15 protein-coding genes and 1 pseudogene are annotated in these 16480 nt (G+C 62.4%); 11 read left to right on the top strand and 5 right to left on the bottom strand.

Annotated features, from left to right (window positions below):
* The first annotated feature begins 133 nt into the window (after nt 1-133).
* The 8 genes from ON43_RS39815 (at nt 134) to argJ (ending at nt 9371) form a co-directional block, all read left to right on the top strand.
* Nucleotides 134-1636 carry a class I adenylate-forming enzyme family protein gene (locus ON43_RS39815; RefSeq protein WP_245569049.1) on the top strand — a complete coding sequence of 501 codons (1503 nt, stop codon included), beginning with the start codon at nt 134-136 and terminating at the stop codon, nt 1634-1636.
* Entirely contained in the window at nt 1633-3000 is a 1368-nt protein-coding gene (locus ON43_RS39810; RefSeq protein WP_083914256.1) for an acyltransferase, read from the top strand. The genes ON43_RS39815 and ON43_RS39810 overlap by 4 nt, the downstream gene beginning before the upstream one ends.
* Nucleotides 2994-3218 (top strand): hypothetical protein, encoded by a 225-nt coding sequence (locus tag ON43_RS39805; protein ID WP_040816028.1) that lies wholly within the window; start codon nt 2994-2996, stop codon nt 3216-3218. Before ON43_RS39810 ends, ON43_RS39805 begins: the two co-directional genes overlap by 7 nt.
* 9 nt (nt 3219-3227) lie before the next feature.
* Complete coding sequence (speB, locus tag ON43_RS39800; protein ID WP_157514416.1) at nt 3228-4076, top strand: agmatinase; 849 nt, start codon at nt 3228-3230, stop codon at nt 4074-4076.
* 19 nt (nt 4077-4095) lie between these two features.
* Nucleotides 4096-5592: an asparagine synthase-related protein gene (locus ON43_RS39795; protein ID WP_157514415.1), complete on the top strand. Its 1497-nt coding sequence runs from the start codon at nt 4096-4098 to the stop codon at nt 5590-5592.
* Nucleotides 5589-7241: a thiamine pyrophosphate-binding protein gene (locus ON43_RS39790; protein WP_040816026.1), complete on the top strand. Its 1653-nt coding sequence runs from the start codon at nt 5589-5591 to the stop codon at nt 7239-7241. Before ON43_RS39795 ends, ON43_RS39790 begins: the two co-directional genes overlap by 4 nt.
* Before the next feature lie 27 nt (nt 7242-7268).
* Nucleotides 7269-7955 carry an SGNH/GDSL hydrolase family protein gene (locus ON43_RS39785; protein WP_040816025.1) on the top strand — a complete coding sequence of 229 codons (687 nt, stop codon included), beginning with the start codon at nt 7269-7271 and terminating at the stop codon, nt 7953-7955.
* A 123-nt stretch (nt 7956-8078) separates the two neighbouring features.
* Nucleotides 8079-9371, top strand: a complete 1293-nt coding sequence (gene argJ / locus ON43_RS39780; protein WP_051180066.1) for a bifunctional glutamate N-acetyltransferase/amino-acid acetyltransferase ArgJ — start codon at nt 8079-8081, stop codon at nt 9369-9371.
* Here the strand turns inward: argJ and ON43_RS39775 are convergent.
* Both ON43_RS39775 and ON43_RS45355 read right to left on the bottom strand, forming a co-directional pair.
* Nucleotides 9359-9529, bottom strand: coding sequence for a hypothetical protein (locus tag ON43_RS39775; protein WP_245569038.1), 171 nt, complete (start codon nt 9527-9529; stop codon nt 9359-9361). The two genes, argJ and ON43_RS39775, sit on opposite strands and share 13 nt — an antisense overlap.
* Before the next feature lie 256 nt (nt 9530-9785).
* Nucleotides 9786-10217: a helix-turn-helix domain containing protein gene (locus ON43_RS45355; RefSeq protein ID WP_157514414.1), complete on the bottom strand. Its 432-nt coding sequence runs from the start codon at nt 10215-10217 to the stop codon at nt 9786-9788.
* Nucleotides 10218-10372: 155 nt separating this feature from the next.
* On the opposite strand from ON43_RS45355, the gene ON43_RS39765 reads away from it, so the two are divergent.
* Both ON43_RS39765 and ON43_RS39760 read left to right on the top strand, forming a co-directional pair.
* The gene (locus tag ON43_RS39765; RefSeq protein ID WP_040816077.1) at nt 10373-11341 is read left to right on the top strand and encodes an RNA polymerase subunit sigma-70; all 969 of its coding nucleotides are present in this window, start codon (nt 10373-10375) and stop codon (nt 11339-11341) included.
* 7 nt (nt 11342-11348) lie between these two features.
* The gene (locus ON43_RS39760; protein WP_063712721.1) at nt 11349-12812 is read left to right on the top strand and encodes an MFS transporter; all 1464 of its coding nucleotides are present in this window, start codon (nt 11349-11351) and stop codon (nt 12810-12812) included.
* Nucleotides 12813-12820: 8 nt separating this feature from the next.
* On the opposite strand, the gene ON43_RS47365 is transcribed toward ON43_RS39760, so the two are convergent.
* The 3 genes from ON43_RS47365 to ON43_RS39745 all read right to left on the bottom strand — a co-directional run bounded on the left by ON43_RS47365 (nt 12821) and on the right by ON43_RS39745 (nt 16050).
* Nucleotides 12821-13315 (bottom strand): peptidoglycan-binding domain-containing protein, encoded by a 495-nt coding sequence (locus ON43_RS47365; RefSeq protein WP_051180061.1) that lies wholly within the window; start codon nt 13313-13315, stop codon nt 12821-12823.
* Entirely contained in the window at nt 13312-14694 is a 1383-nt protein-coding gene (locus tag ON43_RS43240) for a serine/threonine-protein kinase (protein ID WP_051180060.1), read from the bottom strand. Before ON43_RS43240 ends, ON43_RS47365 begins: the two co-directional genes overlap by 4 nt.
* 111 nt (nt 14695-14805) lie before the next feature.
* Nucleotides 14806-16050, bottom strand: a complete 1245-nt coding sequence (locus ON43_RS39745) for a DUF2786 domain-containing protein (protein ID WP_218003506.1) — start codon at nt 16048-16050, stop codon at nt 14806-14808.
* 85 nt (nt 16051-16135) lie between these two features.
* Between ON43_RS39745 and ON43_RS39740 the strand changes: the two are divergent.
* Nucleotides 16136-16480 (top strand): annotated as a pseudogene (locus tag ON43_RS39740) (hypothetical protein); the annotation flags it as partial.

Here is a 16480-nt window from a genome sequence, read left to right as displayed (position 1 = left end):
ATCGGACCGCCGGTAAGTGAGTCTTATGGGCAGGCCGTCGATCGAACGGGACGGATAGCGCAGAAGTAAGGGTAAATGAGTATGTGGCACGTCTGTCCGTGTGCTCTCGAATGTATCGAGGTTGAACTTCTTGGTGCTATACAATAAACTTGCGGCAGCCGCAGCGCGTTTTCCGACGAAGACTGCGATCATTCATGAGTCGGCATCGATAAGCTATGCGGATCTGGATGCTGCAGTGCAATCCTTTTCCTCCTTCCTCACGAAGCAGGGTGTCGAACGGCGCACGGTCGTCGGCCTGCATGCCGACAATTCGATCGCCTACGTCGTCGCCTATCTCGCCGCAGCGCGCAACGACCTGATTGTGGTGCCGCTCGACGTTCGGTATACCGAGGACGAATTGACGCGCATCATCGACGACTGCCGCCCAGCCTTCTTCATTTGCGACCATATGCGTCCAGTGGTGGGGTCGGCTGCAGCCGGGGGCGTCTTGCAGCAGTGGCGACACGAGAGCACCGGTGTCGGACTCCATTTCGCGGGCGTCCCCGAGCTCCCGCAGCGCCACCCCCGTCTCGGCGACGATGATTTCGTCATCCAGTACTCCTCCGGGTCCACAGGGCGCCCCAAGGGCATCCTGCTGACGCAGGTGGGCCTGGCGAATAAGATGGACAACTGGTGCGCCACGTTGGAGATCGACCACGACGATGTCTTTCTCAACACACTCACACTGAGCCATTGCTACGGCTTGTATGTGCACACCCTGGCCGCACTGTTCTCCGGTTCCACGCTGGTGATGGTTTCCTTGAACATGATCACGCCCAAGCGTGTCGCATTACTGATCGAGCAGCATGGAGCCACGGTATTCGGCTCACTGCCATACATGTTCCAACTACTTACGGAGCTGCCGCAGAATTTTGTTCCCGACTTTTCTCAGGTGCGTTACTTTATTTCCGGAAGCGCTCCGCTCAACGAAAAAACAGCTCGGGAATTCTATGCACGCTTCGGCCGTCATATCAACCAAGTGTTCGGCCTTACGGAGATCGGTCTGATCACTTTCAACAAGGTTGTCGGTGACCCTATGTCCACCGGTCGGCTCACCGTGAATATGGAGGCGCGCGTCCTCGCGGAGAACGGGAGCCCATGTACCGACGGTGAAGTGGGCGAGCTGGTAGTCCGCTGCGCCTCACTTGCCAACGGCTATCTCTCGCACCCTGGCGATGAACAAGAAATGTTCGTCAATGGTTGGTTGCACACGAAGGATTTTGTCTATCGCCAGGAGGGTGCATTCTATGTGGCGGGACGCAAATCCCAGTTCATCAACGTTGGCGGCAACAAGGTGAGCCCGTCCGAAATCGAGGCTTGCTTGGTGAACCACCCCGGCGTGGTTGAGGTAGCGGTCGTTGGTGTCGCAGATGACTTCACCGGGCAACGCGTGGTGGCCTTTGTACGCGGAGATTCGACTCTGGATTCGGCCCGATTGCTTGTCCATTGCCGAGACTTCCTCGCGCCCTACAAGGTGCCGCAGCAGGTGATCGTCGTTCCAGAGATCCCCAAGTCTCCGCTCGGCAAGGTGTTGCGCGACAAGCTCATACAGGTTCATGCGTCACAGTTAGGCGCACTGGAGCTGATGTCGAAATGAGGGCGATCCCAGCTGGCGGTCTAACGCGCGAACTTGTCCGGCCGCATACCCATCCAGATCTCCTGATTCCGCTCACTATCACCGATCGCTTCGGATCGCATATGCCGGTGCATAGCCTGCTGGTGTTTCGAAGCGGCCCCACCGTCGAGGCGCTACGTGCGGCGTTGGCTGTCGTGTTGGAGCATCACGCAGACTATGCCGGTCGGCTGGAGCGCCGAGGGGTGGCCGAATACATCGTCTGCCGCGGACAGGGAGTGCTACTGGAAGTCCAGGACGTGGACGTCACGCTGGATTCCATCGAGATCGACCTGCCTGCGTACGCGTCGGCGCTATGCGCCACTGAATGCTCGTCAACCTCCGTGCAGGAAGGCATCGAGCCATTGACGCGCATCCGGATCAGCCGGCTGAGCGACGGAGGCCAGGTGTTCGCAACCTGCATGCCCCACAGCTTGACCGACGGTGGTGGACTTGCCCTGTTCCTGACCAACCTGGCCCGTCAATTGACCGGCGAGCCATTAGCCCCTGTGGACCTTGATCGGCCCGAGCTGCCGAATTCGCCGGAAGAAGGTCTGGCCGCCCTGCGCGAGCGGCAGTCGATTCTCCCGCGCAGCCCGAGCACGGTCGGACAGGGCGGCTCACGTGATCTTTCCGGTCTCGTGGTGAGGGCCGGGTCTGACTCTCATCCGCGAGAATCCTCCACGGTACCCGTGGGTCGTGTCGAGATCGATCGTGACAGTGTGGGTCAGTTACGACGTAAGCACGGTTTGGTCATGGGTCATGTGCTCAACGCGGTGGTGCTAAAAGCCTTGGCAAGAATATCCACAGCAAGTGAGTGCGGAAATATCTTCTATATGCCGGTTTTCAACGTTCGTGGGCGACAGTATCCCGACAATTACAGTGGCAACTCCGTTATCGTGGGACTGGTGCCGGTTGCGCAGGATCAGTTGCTGGCGGAGCCGCTCGAGAGGATAGCAAAGCGCCTTTTCGTGGAAAACATAAAGACACTCAACGAAAAGTCTCTTCGGGCATCCGTCAGTCTCATGCGTTACATGACGGCCGAAATGTTCTACAGGGGGATCGAGCATGAGGCTTCCGTCATGATCGACAACGTCAGTGAGCTCTCGCTAACGAGAATAGATTTTGGCCATGGCTCGCCTGTCGCATACTTCATGCCGCCGCCGACCGACATTAGGGTTCCATTCATTTATATCTCACAGACCCCCGCCCATGGGCTTCTGTTTCAGATCGCGGATCCACACGACCGCTTCGCGGGATTCGGCGACGAGATTGCCCGACTCCTGCAGCATGAATTGATGTCGACACCTGGAGCAACTCCCGGAAAGGCCGACACCGACGCATGCTGAGCATTGAGGTACTGGAGCCGTTGCTACGAACGGAGTTGGCCAAGCGCAACTGTCATCCCGAAGCCATCAAATATGGAGATGAGCTGGCTGCGCTCGGGTTCGACTCATCCAGCGTCCTGCGCGTCATATCCATTCTCGAGGATCTGTATGAACTCGATTATGAGAGCATGACCGGTGGTATCTGGAGAGTTGCTGATATTGCCCGAATGATTCCGTAGGAGATCGTTGTGCAGTCCTATCATTTTCTGAAAATTCCCTACGAGGAAGGCGCTTACTGGCGCAAGGGTGCGAAGTCGGGGCCAGACGCAATCTTGGCGCAGCTTCGCAAAGTGCGTAATCAATCCATCGCCGACGGTACGAGCTTGCCCGGTGGATTTTCCGCTGTGCCCGTGCGTGAAATCGAGCATTCACCATATTCGAAGAGCGGCTACCTCGAGCTTATCGAAACCGTGGTCGGCGAGTGCGTGGCGGGCGGGTATACGCCCGTGGTGCTCGGCGGCGATCATGCGATTACATTGCCTGTGGTACGTGCCATGGCGCACCATTTCGGAGAGCGCCACTTCGGAATCATTCACATAGATGCGCACTCGGACACTTTTCCGCCCGTAGACGGCTACCGCTACCACCACGGAGCGGTCTTCAGGAACATCGTCGAGGAAGGGCTGGTGGACCCGATTTCTATCCATCAGATTGGCATCCGTGGTCTTTGTGGTGAAGGCTGGCTGTCTTTCGCGGAGGAATCCGGCATCAATCTCGTCCACATGGAGCGATTCCGTGAAAAGTCTTGCGATATAACTCATTTCGTGACCGACAGGTCGATGCCGTACTACATCAGCATCGACATCGACGCCGTGGATCCGGCATTCGCTCCAGGCACCGGAACGCCTGTTCCAGGCGGATTCACCAGCAGCGAGATCCTCACACTGGTTCGCATGCTGGGCACGTTCTCTGTCATCGGTTTCGATCTGGTCGAGGTGGCTCCTATCTATGACGCGGCCGACATCACCTCCTTGCTGGCTGCCCATATCGTCGCCGAGCTCATGATCAGTGCCGACAGGCCGGGAGAGGTGATCTGATTTGCGGGGCTTCTGGGGCATGGTCGCCGCACCGGACGTATTTGTGCCGCGGCCGGATTCGGCATCATTCAGCGTCCGTGGCACACGTAACGCGGCCGAGGGGCAACTGGGCTCCGCCCGCATGCAGATACAAACAGTGGGTGCCCACTCGGCGGCCACGAACCTACCACGCGCAGTTGGTATCGGTTACCTATCTAACCGGGAGGCTTTGGCCGGAGTGCTTGCCGCCGCCGGCCAGGTGCCGATCGATGATGACTTCGAGCTGCTGGCACGCCTCTACGAGCTTTTCGGCGCTGATGCGCTACGCATGGCCGAGGGGCACTTCTGTGCTGCGCTCTTCGATACCCGGCAAGTGACGCTGGCGTGCGGCAAGACGCCCGGGCCTCGCCTCTACTATCGACACGGCCGTGGACGCCGCTTAGTGTTCGGATCCGAGCTCAAATCCTTTGCCGCGCTGGATAGGCGCCTGCTTCCATTCCTCGCCAACCGCGAGGAACAGCTGGAAGAAACGCCCTCGTTGACGCCATTCGAGGATGTGTACGCCGTCATCCCCGGGGAGTGCGTGACATTCTCCTTGGACGAGAGCTTCGTGCTGGAGCACGAGATCTACTATCGGCCGCGTCAGCGTATACGCTATCTCGATCCGACGGACGACGATGTCTATCAAGCACTGCGCGACGGTCTCTGGCAAGCCGTATCCGGCATCGCCGGAAAGTCGGCGATTTGCTTGGTTTCCGGTGGCCTCGATTCCAGCATTGTCGGAACACTCGCTCAACGCCACTTTCAAGACGTGCGGTATTTCAGTGTGGGTACCCGCGAACGCAACGAGTTCGCCAGTGCCCGGCGTTTCACCGACTCCATCGGTGCCACGTCCACGGACATCGTCTTCGAAGAGGGCAGATTCCTTGAGAACCTGACCGAGGTGGTTTCGCTGCTGGAGCACCCTTACAGTCGTTACCTTGAGTACATCGTCCCCGTGCATATAGCGCACAAACTTATTCCGGACGACGCGGATGTTATTCTGTCAGGTTACGGATCCGATGTGCTGTTCGCTGGTTTTGGCAAACCGCATCATGGCATTTTTGATATTGCACAGCTCATTCGCAGCGAATACCTATCGACTTACTGGGCAAATGAGGCATCGCAGACGGTAGGCTTCTGTCATGGGAAGTTTGTGGCCTATCCATTTTTTGACAGTGGATTCGTCGACGTGGCGATGTCGGTGAGCCCTCATCTCTGCCATCTTAATGGTGTTGAGAAATATGTCCTGCGCAGGGCCTTTGAGCGCGAACTGGCTCCCGAAGTCGTATGGCGGAAGAAGTTTGGAATTCACGAGGGTACGGGCTGTGAAGACTTCTTCAGCCGGTATCTTACTCGCCCCGGTGAAATAGTCAACCCTGCGGTCCTGCGCGTACGCAAGGACAGATTGTCGTACGGAATTCTATCCGCTGTGCTCATCGATGGCGTACCGACGAGTGACGTCAACTTTAATGAAATAAGAAGGGAAATTCTATGAAGTTCAGCGAAGTTCTGCTGAGGGAGATCCGGCGGCGTGGTATCACTCGTGTGTTCGGGGTTCCCGGCCGCGAAAATGCGAGCATCCTCTTCAATGAAGTTCCCGAAATCGAATACATCACAGCGCGCGTCGAATTCAACGCCGGCATCATGGCGGACTTCTCAGGTCGTCTTACTCGCAAGCCGCAGGTGTGCTTTTCCACGATGGGCCCGGGGGCGACCAATATGGCCACGGCCGTTGCTTCGGCCAAGCTCAACAAGTCGCCGCTCGTGTTCATCTCCGCACAGTTGGAGCGCGGCGACATCTTCTATAACGAAACGCACCAGTGCGTCGATCAAACAGCCATGATGGCGCCCGTCACCAAATGGTCCTACGAGATGAAGTCACCCGAGGAATTGCCCGCGGTGATGGATAAGGCGTTCCGGTTGGCGATGCAAGAGCCGGTAGGTCCCGTCCATATTGCCATTCCGACGGATCTCTTCAAATGTGACATCAATGCGCCGGTTGATATCGACACACCGTTGGACTGCGTCATTACCTACGAACAGTCCTCGCCGACACGAGAGGCTGTCGACGACGTGCACCGGGTATTGTCGCAATCTCGGGAAGCGCTCTGTCTCATCGGGGCCGAGGCCGTCCGTACCGGGCAGGCGGAGGCCGTTCTGGAATTCTGCCGAGAGTGGAACATCCCCTACATCACAGCTGCGAATGCTAAGGGCCTCGAGCCTTTCGACAGCCCGTTGAACTTCGGGTCGGCCAGCTGCTATATGGAAGGCATCATCGGCTACCCGGCGCTGAAGGACATTTTTACCAGCGTCGACACCCTAGTTTGTATCGGCTACGAATATGTCGATGACCTACTGCCCAAGATGTGGGCTTATGGTGAAACTAAGACCATCATCAACATCTCTGCTTCGCCGACTTTTGCAGTCCACAGCAAGTTCAATCCTGATCACGAGCTGATCGGTTCGGTGAGTGGTATTTTGGCCGCGATGACCGAACGTGGTGTACTGCGGCAGCAAGACCGTTCGATGGATATGGTCAAGGCCGCGTATCGCGACACTCTGGCGGACAATTCCCAGCACGGGGGCCTGCTCACGCCGGTCCAAGTCATCAAAGCTGTGAATCCATATTTCCAGCAGGACGCCATTGTCGTCACCGACATCGGGTATTACCGCCACCATGCCATTCTGTTTACGGAGCCAACGGCAACCTCACAGTTCTTCAGCGATACGGGGCTATCCAGCTTCGGCACCGGGCTACCGTCGGCGATTGCGGCCCAGCTAGCATTCCCTGACCGTCCGGTATTCCTGCTGTGTGGCGATGGCGGATTCCATTCCGGCAGTTGTGATCTGGCGACCCTGGCCCGCTATGGATTGCCGGTGATCGTGATCGTCATGGACAATAGTGCCTTCGAGTTGATTCATCTGTACCAGAAGCGGCACAACGAGAAGGCAAACAGTTCCATCGTGGAACTCGAGAAGGTCGACTTCGTCAAATTGGCCGAAGCCAATGGCTGCCGGGGTGTCAAGGTCTCATCGATCGATGAGTTGAATGCCGTTATCAGTGATCATGACCGCACTGGTCCACTCGTGATCGAAGTGCCCATGCGATACGGAGAATACGATGAATTCAACGAGTCTTTCTGATCCTGTATCGATCTATTTTCGAAGGGGATGGATCAAGTGACCGTCGGCACTTACACGGAAGCAACCGACCCGGATTGCATTGATGAGGAAACCGCAGCCCGTCTGCTGCGCGGTGCTCCGTGGCGGCGTCTCGCCATCATCGGCGACAGCACCGCTATCGGACTCGGCCAGCCGCACCCGGGTTACCGGCCGCTCACCTGGTCGGCTCGGCTAGCTGATGCACTCGCGATGGCAGTGGGCCCAATCAACTACCTGAACAGCGGCAAGGCCTGGGCCACCTCACGTGATGTGGCGGACAAACAGATATCCCTGATGACGGCGTTCGGGCCCGATCTGGTTTTCATCACCTGCGGCGGTAACGACATTATGGCGATGGACATCTCGTTCGATAGTATCGAGGCCAACCTCGACGAACTGTTCTCGGCGGCACGGTCCACCGGGGCGCAATTAATGACGATGGCATACGCTGATGCTTTCCCGGATCCGACAATGCTTCCGATTCGCGAAAGATTAGCGAAACTAAATGACCGGATACACTCGGTGGCTCGGCGTCATGACGCCATCGTCGTCGATCTGTGGTCGCATTCGGTGGGGAAACGCGCAGATGTGATGAGCAAAGACCGCGTGCACTTCAATATGTCCGGGCATGCTGTCCTTGCGGCCGAAGCAATCAAGGCGTTGGCGACGCGCGTCCCTCGTAACAGTAAGGTCTGAGGACGCCACCGAAACCTCCCGCATCTCCTTCCTCGGGGTGCGGGACTCCGCACGATGGCGGGTAGAGTTACGAGCGGGAACTCTCCAGTTACCCCGCCGCCCCAACACCGATGAAGTGGACCTATGAAACTCGTATTGCCGGAAGATCGCATTTTCCTGTCCGAGGTTCCCGGACAGGATTTCGACCAGGATGCCATCATCTTCGAGGCTGCGGATGGCAGTCGCGTCGCTATCGCCAACGACCTGCGCCACCAGCCCGATGGTATCCGCAGCTACTCGACGCACAGCGGTGTGTGCCAGGGCGGCACCCTGGATTTCACGCTGATCACGCTCGATGCGATGGGCGTCGGTAAGGCGGTCTACACGCGCAGCCTTAGCTGCAGTGAAGCAGTGCGCTTCGACCGGAACAACACCGCACACGGCGATATTCAATCGGTGTGCGTGGTCAGTAAGAACGCCAATGTTTTTACGCCCAACGGCATGCGTGACATCGAGGCGATGGCCGCCCGTATTCAGTCTGCTACCGGGGTGCATCCTGCGAATCAAATTATCTCCTGCACAGGAGTTATCGGTGTGCCGCTGCCAATGGAAAGAATCCTGGCTGCCATAGATTCGGCTCCGGGAAGGCTCGTGGCCGGAGAGCTCGAGCAGAGCGCGAATGCCATCTTGACTACCGATAAGAAGGCCAAATTCGCCTCCGTCGAATTCGGTGACATCCGGCTCTGCGGTTTCGCTAAGGGCGCCGGGATGATCGAGCCGAATATGGCCACTATGCTGGCCTATTTCTTCACCGATGCGAAGGTGGAGAAGGTCGACCTTGAACGTATTCTCAAACGTGCGGCCGACAAGACCTTCAATGCGATATCGGTTGACACCGACACAAGCACCAGTGACACCGTTGCGGTCATCAGTACTGACAGCAAGCCTCTTGACGCCGCCGGGCTCGTGGACTTCGAACGCGCCTTGACTGCCCTCTTCTACAAATTGTCGCGAGACATCCTGGCTCAGGCGGAAGGTGCGCGCTGTGTGATCGAAGCTAATGTGAGCGTATCCAGTTCAGCGGAGGATGCGCGCCTTTTCGCCAAGAAGATCATCAATTCGCCGCTGATCAAGACTGCGGTCCACGGCTGTGACCCCAACTGGGGGAGGGTCGTGATGGCGGTTGGAAAGCCTACGGATCGCTTCACCGTGCGCGAGATCCAGCAGAACGAGTTGCGCATCGTCATAATGGACCAGGTAGTCTTCGAGTTCGGTCGCGCTCTGCCACTCGACCTCGAGCGCCTCTCCAGCAAAATGCGGGCGGCGAAGACCGTAACGATCGAGGTTCAGATCGGGTCACCGGTGTATTCCGCGAAAGCATGGGGCTGCGACCTCAGCGAAGCTTACGTCAAGATCAACGCCGACTACACAACCTGAGAAGTTGATGCCTGCTCGACGTCAGCGACCGTCAAGCCGTCCACGCCCGCTGTCCTGGTACCCCGGTTGCCCGCGACCCGGTCGAACGCCACCAACGGCGTCGCCGGATCGCACACGAGGTTGAACAGATCATCGAACCGGCGGCCGGGATCGGCCACCGGCCAACGATGAAGCTTGGTTTGCATCCCCCGATACCCGCGACCGCGGGGGTTTCCTCACTTTTGTCAACCACCCCACGTGGAGTCACTGTCTGGACCGAACCGGTCACCTCATTCGTCGTGTGAGGTCCGTGCGCACCGATGCCGTCATGCTGCTGAGGGTTGGGTGACTGCGGCTTTCTCGAACGTCTGGATAGGGCCCTTCTCCTGTGAGGAATCCGATCGGGACGGCGCCTCCGATTCGCCGGGTGTGGGATCACCGTGGGCGTCCATGGCTGTCTCGGCGTGGGATGCCGCGACGCTCCAGGGCGGCGCGGACGGTGGTTGCCTTGACGCCGAGCCTGTCGGCGATCGTGGCCAGCGATTGTCCGTCCTGATAGCTGACGACGGCCTGATCGATCTCCTCGCTCGACAGCCGGCGCTGCTGGCGGATAGCCGCGCCTCCTGTGCGAAGGATTTCGAGAATGCTGCCCTTGGCGAGCTGGTGATCGGCGGCGAGCTGTTTCGCTGAAGCCCCACCCTCATAGGCTGCGACGATCTTCTCGCGGTCCACGGCCGTCAGGCGTCGAGCCAGCGCGTGCGCCTTCGGCGCTTTCGCACTCGACTGGCGTTTCGGCTGGTCAGAGACTCGCTCGCGGAGCTTTTCGAGGGTAGAAGTTAGGGTGCCCTGGTTCGAGTAAGCTCGCATAAGGTCCACTTCAAAGAGCCGCAGGTCATCGACCTGCGGCTCTTTTGGTTTTCTTCCGAGGCGCGACGAGTTTCGGGCGTGGGGCGGGTCTTTACATGTGGAGGGTGTGCTGTGTCGGCACCCGGCCTGTCGCGCTGCGGATCGAGGAGAATCGCATGGACCGGACATCGTTGCTTGTCGGCTCGGAGTTGGATCGTGGGTTGGAGGCTCTGCGGGGGCCGTTGACGGGGTACTGCTATCGGATGCTCGGGTCGTTGGTGGAGGCCGAGGATGCGGTGCAGGAGACGCTGGTGCGGGCGTGGCGGTCGGCGGATCGGGTGTCGGATATTCGGGGCTTGCGGCCGTGGGCGTATCGGATCGCGACCAATGTGTGCATCGACGTGATCAACGATCGGCGCCGGCGGGCGCTGCCGATGGATCTGGCGGGGGCCGGGGATCCGCGGGACGGATTGGATGCCGCGCTGCCGGAATCGCTGTGGGTGCAGCCGTTTCCGAGCGGGCTCGCCGCGGGTGATCCCTCCGAGCAGACGGTGGCGCGGGAATCGGTGCGGCTGGCGTTCATCGCCGCTTTGCAGCATCTGCTGCCGCGGCAGCGGGCGGTGCTGATTCTGCGAGATGTGTTGTGCTGGAAGGCTGCCGAGGTCGCCGAGCTGCTGGAGATGAGCGTCGACGCGGTCAACAGCAGCCTGCGGCGGGCGCGCACCGCGCTGGCCGACATCGAACCCGTTGCGGCACTGGATGAATCGGTCGACCCCGAGCTGCTGGATCGGTTCGTCAGCGCCTTCCAGCGGTTCGACGTCGCGGCCATCGTCGCGCTGCTGCATCACGATGCCGTCGTGTCCATGCCGCCGTACTCGTTCTGGTTGCGTGGCCGGGATGCGTTCGGGGAGTGGTTCACCGACCGCTTCGAGTGCGTGCCGATGCGGCTGGTGCCACTGGAGGCCAGCGGGTGCCCGGCCGTCGCCGTCTACGCGGAGGTCGACGGACGGGTGGAGGCCCGGGCCATCCAGGTGCTCGAGGTGCGGGACGGACTGATCTCGGGGCTGCACGTCTTCCTGCAGCCGGAACTGTTCGAGCCGTTCGGACTTCCGCCCGCGACGAGTTTCGCGCGCTTGGCCGGTTAACGGAGGCATGGTCAATAAAACACTGGGCCGCCCAGGCGAATCCGATGCTCCGGCGCGGGCTCGCCGCGGCGTGATCCTCGCGCTCATGTGCGGCGCACAGTTCATCATCACCCTCGACATCGCGATCGTGAACGTCGCATTGCCTTCCATCCGAACCGATCTCGGACTCGCTCCCGGCGACCTGCAGTGGGTCGTCATCACCTACGGCATCATGCTCGGCGGCCTGCTGTTGTTCGGCGGGCGCGCGGGCGATCTGTTCGGGCGACGCCGCATGCTGCTGTTCGGCCTGGCGCTGTTCACCCTCGCCTCGCTCACCGCCGGACTCTCCGGCTCCTTCGCGCAGTTGATCGCGTCCCGCGCCGGGCAAGGGGTCGGTGCGGCCTTCGCCGCGCCCGCCGCGCTGGCCATCGTCGCCCAGAGCTTCGCCGAAGGGGAGGAACGGAACAAGGCCCTGGGCGCTTTCGGAGCGGCGGGCGGCAGCGCGGCCTCGGCCGGTGTGGTGGTGAGCGGTGCGCTGACCGCCGGGCCGGGCTGGGCGTGGGTGTTCTTCGTCAATGTGCCGATCGTGGCGGTCATGCTCGTCCTGATCACCCGATTCGTCCCGGCGGATCGGGCGATCCGGCGCGGCCGGACCGATCTGGCGGGCGCGGTCACGGTGACCGCCGGGCTGATGTCGATCGTGTATGCGATCAACAAGAGCGTCGACCACGGCTGGACCTCGCCGACCACCCTCGGCTTCCTGATCGGCGGTCTGGCGCTGCTCGCCGTGTTCGTTCTCATCGAGCACCGTTCCGCCGCACCGCTGGTGCCGCTCGCCATGTTCCGCCGCCCGACCCTCAATGCCTCCAATCTCGTTGCCGCACTGGTCAATGCCGCGTTCTTCGCGACCATCTTCCAGGCCTCCCTGTTGATGCAGCAGGGACTCGGATACTCCGCGCTGCGCACGGGATTCGCCTATCTGGCGATCGCCGCCACCGCCGTTGTCGTGGCGGCCGGAATCGCCCCGCTCATATTGGCCCGCGCCGGCGCGGCGTGGACCCTCGCGATCGGCCAGACCGCCGCGGCCGCGAGCCTGCTCTGGCTCGTCCGCCTCCCGGCCCACGCCGCCTACTGGCCCGACCTGTTTCCTGCGTTCCTCGGCCTGGGCGTAGGGGTGGGCCTGTCCCTGGTCGGGGTCCAGGTCGCCGCCTTCATCGGAATCCCGGAGTCGGTGAGCGGCCTGGCCGGCGGCATGGTCGAGACCGCCCGCGAAATCGGCGGCGCGCTCGGCACCGCCATCGTCGCGGCGGTGGCCTTGGCCGCGACCCGCTCCGACCCCACCGCCTTCACCCCGGGCTTCCATCGCGGCTCGCTGGTGGCGGCCGGTTTCGCCGCCGCCGGCGTACTCGCGTCCCTCATCGTGCTGCGCCCTGCGGAGCGCGCCACCGTCGCGGATTCGAAGACCGAGATGCGTTCCGCGGCATCGTCATAGCGTGGCGGTCAGTCGGGGAGGGCGCCCGGGTACTTGTAGTCGCAGTCGCCACGCCAGACACAATCGTTGGCGATGGCCTGCCAGGTATGGGCGCCTGCCACGCCGTCGGCGGTCAGGCCCGCGGAGCGTTGGAAGTTGACGAGGGCGGATTTGGTTCGGGCACCGAACTTTCCGTCGACGGTGAGGTCGCCGTTGCCGTAATTGAAGCGGAGGAAGGATTGCAGCGCGGCGACACACTGGGACTGGTTGGGGACGCCGATGCGCAGGGGTGGGCGGAAGACCAGGCATTCGTTGATGGAGGAGGCGTGCAGGTGGGTGGCCTGCGCGGGGGCGGCCAGAGCGGTGACGGTGGCGGTCGTGGCGGTGAGGGCGATCGCGCCCGCGGGCCCGACGTCAACGACACCCGGCCCCGGATGCGGGTGTCGTTGACGTAGACGCCATTCGCGGAATCCAGGTCCTCGATGCGCAGTTCGTTGCAGCCGGATATCGGGCAGGGCGTTCACGAGGCCGTCGGCGCCGCCGCGCAGCCGCCGTCGAACTGCCGGTCGGTGACGCGAAATACCGGCCACCGCATGGACTTTCGGCGGGTCTCGGGTCCGTAGGCGCCGTCCACCTTGGCCCCGGTCTCGGCCTGCCGATGCTTGACCGCGCCGACCGTGGCGACATCGTAGGCGCTGGTCACGGTGAGCGGGATGTCGTGGCACAGGGTCAGCGCGCGTTGCAGCGCGGCCACGGGCTCGCCGATGTCGGAGCTACTGAGCTTGCAGTCGTCATCGTCGTGATCTTCGGTGCCGCTGGGTAATTCGATGAACAGTCCGTTGCCGACCGGGACCCGGGCGGTCCAGTAGCAGTGCCGGGTGACGGCCGCCTGCGCGGTCGGTGCGCTCGGATTCGGTGACCCGCTGGATGCGGCCGGACTGCCCGAACGCAGGGCATTCACCCCGAGCGTGCCCGTGATACCGATCAACACGGCACCGCCGACTATCGACGCGGCTCGAATATGGTTCTTCCGCAATATCTTCCACGGCGGCCCGGTCGCTACTGCGGTCTCGGCATCGTCGTGCACCGCCGCCTCGACCGCCCGCGCGAATTCGAGACAGCTCTGATACCGCTGCGAGGGTTCGGTCGCCATGGCGCGGTTGATCACCGCATCGAGCGTGGGTGGCGGCACGGGTCGATCCCGCACCGTCTCGGCCGAGGGGGAGGACTCGGGCGCCGTGCTCCCGCTACCGCCGCCCCGCCCGCCCGGACTGCTCCCGGTCAGCAAGGCCAACAGCGTTGCCCCCAGCGAATAGATATCCGCCCGATGATCCACCGCCTGCCCGGTCAGCACCTCCGGCGCCGCATACGCGGGCGTGCAGTCCCGCCACTCCGAATCGGTCACGGTCGCACCGTCGTTCACCGCCCGCGCCAACCCGAAATCCACCACCAGCACCCGCCCGTCGTCGGCGACGAGCAGATTCGACGGCTTCACATCCCGATGCAGCAGCTCGTTGTCGTGCGCGTGCTGCAGCCCCCGCGCCGCCTCGCACACGATCCGCGCCGCCCGCTCCACCCCGAGCGCCGGGGCGGGCGGCCGGATCAGTTCCCCGGCGTCGGTGCCCGCCACGTACTGCATGGCGATCCAGAGCGCATCGCCCTCGACGCCCCGGTTGTACACCGACACCACATTCGGATGATCGAGCCGGCACACCAGATCGGCCTCGCGCCGGAACAAGCTGCGGTAGCGCGGATTCCCGCCGAGCCGGGCATCGAGCACCTTCAACGCGACCTGTCGCGGCAGTGCCGGATCCTCGGCGAGATACACCGCCCCCATGCCGCCCGCCCCCAGCGGGCGCACGATCGAGTACCCCGCGAAGACCTGCCCCGGTCGCAACAACATCCCTGTCCTCCAAGGGAATACGCCACCGCCAGCAACTCACATCCGGATGCCGGTGTCAAGCGGGTGCCTGGAAGGTCTTGCGGTATGCCGAGGGTGTTGGTGTGGTGTCGGCTACTTGCCGAGGGGGCGTTGGGGGTTCAGGCGGGCGCGGTTGGCGGCGGCGCGGCCGGCGTCCCAGCCTTCGGCGCTGCGGATCGTGACACCTCGGTTGCGGGCCTGGGGGAAGAGGGTGTCGAAGGCGGCGTCGACGGCTAGTTGGTGGGAGGCCAGGACCGGGAGCAGGCGTTCCGGGTCGGGGGATTCGGCGATGGTGGTGGCGGAGGCGGCCTCGAGGCGTTCGCCGATGCGGGTGGCGTAGGCGACCAGGAAGGATTTGCGGAAGGCTCGGCTGCGGGCCTCGTCGTTGTCGGTGTTCTCGTTGCCGGTGGCGATCATCGCGCGGGTGGCCTGCACCAGCAGCGAGGTGGTCAGCAGTTCGATGGCCTCCAGGTCCGCGTCGTCGCCGACGATGGTGACGAAACCCCAGGCCGAGGCGAAGATGGCGCGGCTGCGGTTGGCCTTGGCGACCACGTCGATCAGCAGCGCCTTGGCATCGACGTAGGGGGTATCGAGCCAAATGCGCCGCGCCCCGGGCAGATCGGGAACGGAGGCGTCCGCGTCGACCAGCACTCGATCGAGCGCGTACTTGGTCATCAGCTCCTGGGCCTTGGCCGAAAGCGCTTCGGCCTCTTCGGGAAACGAGGTCGACTCGGCCTTGGCGAGCAGACCGCGCACCCGGCCGAGCACCTTCTCGTCGACGTGATGGTGCGGGTCGGCGGCCGGGCGCGCGGTGCCGGGCAGCGGCCGGATGAGTTCCAATTTCGGCAGTAGCAGCAACAGGGCCAGCGCCTCGATGACGGTGGTGAGGGCCTCGGTCCGGGTCAGCATGTGCCTGGCCGTCCATTGCGCGAAATGCGATGTGGCATCCGACCACCAGACCTCGGCGCGCAGTTCGCGCAATTGCAAGGCCCAAGTCTCGTCGATGGTCTCCGGTGCGAAAGGCCGGATGTAATCGGCCATGACGTCGATCAAGAACCCGATCGCGAACTCGTCGGCGCGGCGCTGCGCGGCTTGATGGATATCCGCGGGGAGCCAGCCGTTCCCGAAAATCGCCGTGATGAGTTGCCGCCCCGCCAGTTGCGCGCCGTGCTCCACCTCGGCATCGCCCGCATCGCCCCGGACGATTCGTTCCGCGGCCCGTCGGGCGACAGCCGAATCGCCGCGCGGCGTCTTCTTCCGCGCCCCGCGCTTGGCCGACTCCATCGCGGCGGTCGCGATCGCGGCGGCGATTTCCTGCGCGGTCGGTTGTCCGGTCACGGCCATCGACCCTATCGGGCCCGGTGAAACCGACTCGTCGGTGCCTATACTGACGCCAGCTTGACGATCGTCCAGGAGGAATGTGGTGGGGGACTGGCTGCTCGGTGTCGCGTTCGACCCGACGGCGACGGCCGCGGCGAGTCTGGATCCGGCGATGCGGCAGGTGACCCCGATCCGGCTGCCCGCCAATGTGACCGTGATGCCGCCGGACCCGGCGGCCCTGACCTGGGCTCTGCGTGAGGCATTGAACGCCGGTCAGCTCACCAGGAACGGACAGCCGCCGTCCGGCTTGGCCTTGGCGTATCCGGATCGGTGGACGCCACAGCATGCCGGGGTACTCACCGAGGCCGCTGCCGCCGTCGGGTACCCCGCGAATCTGGTTCGGCTGATACCGCTTTCGGCCGCGACCGCGCAGAATCCGGTGATCTAT

This window comes from Nocardia concava NBRC 100430, from assembly GCF_000308815.1.
In the GTDB taxonomy this organism is placed as follows: Bacteria; Actinomycetota; Actinomycetes; order Mycobacteriales; family Mycobacteriaceae; genus Nocardia; species Nocardia concava.
Note: the sequence above shows the minus strand (reverse complement) of the source record. Positions and strands in the feature narration are given on the sequence as shown.

What these genes read in the sequence shown, in the direction of transcription:
- ON43_RS39810 (WP_083914256.1), top strand. Translation starts at nt 1,633, where the DNA reads ATGAGGGCGATCCCAGCTGGCGGTCTAACGCGCGAACTTGTCCGGCCG.
- ON43_RS39805 (WP_040816028.1), top strand. Translation starts at nt 2,994, where the DNA reads ATGCTGAGCATTGAGGTACTGGAGCCGTTGCTACGAACGGAGTTGGCC.
- ON43_RS39795 (WP_157514415.1), top strand. Translation starts at nt 4,096, where the DNA reads ATGGTCGCCGCACCGGACGTATTTGTGCCGCGGCCGGATTCGGCATCA.
- ON43_RS39790 (WP_040816026.1), top strand. Translation starts at nt 5,589, where the DNA reads ATGAAGTTCAGCGAAGTTCTGCTGAGGGAGATCCGGCGGCGTGGTATC.
- ON43_RS39785 (WP_040816025.1), top strand. Translation starts at nt 7,269, where the DNA reads ATGGATCAAGTGACCGTCGGCACTTACACGGAAGCAACCGACCCGGAT.
- argJ (WP_051180066.1), top strand. Translation starts at nt 8,079, where the DNA reads ATGAAACTCGTATTGCCGGAAGATCGCATTTTCCTGTCCGAGGTTCCC.
- ON43_RS45355 (WP_157514414.1), bottom strand. Translation starts at nt 10,217, where the DNA reads ATGCGAGCTTACTCGAACCAGGGCACCCTAACTTCTACCCTCGAAAAG.
- ON43_RS39765 (WP_040816077.1), top strand. Translation starts at nt 10,373, where the DNA reads ATGGACCGGACATCGTTGCTTGTCGGCTCGGAGTTGGATCGTGGGTTG.
- ON43_RS39760 (WP_063712721.1), top strand. Translation starts at nt 11,349, where the DNA reads ATGGTCAATAAAACACTGGGCCGCCCAGGCGAATCCGATGCTCCGGCG.
- ON43_RS43240 (WP_051180060.1), bottom strand. Translation starts at nt 14,694, where the DNA reads ATGTTGTTGCGACCGGGGCAGGTCTTCGCGGGGTACTCGATCGTGCGC.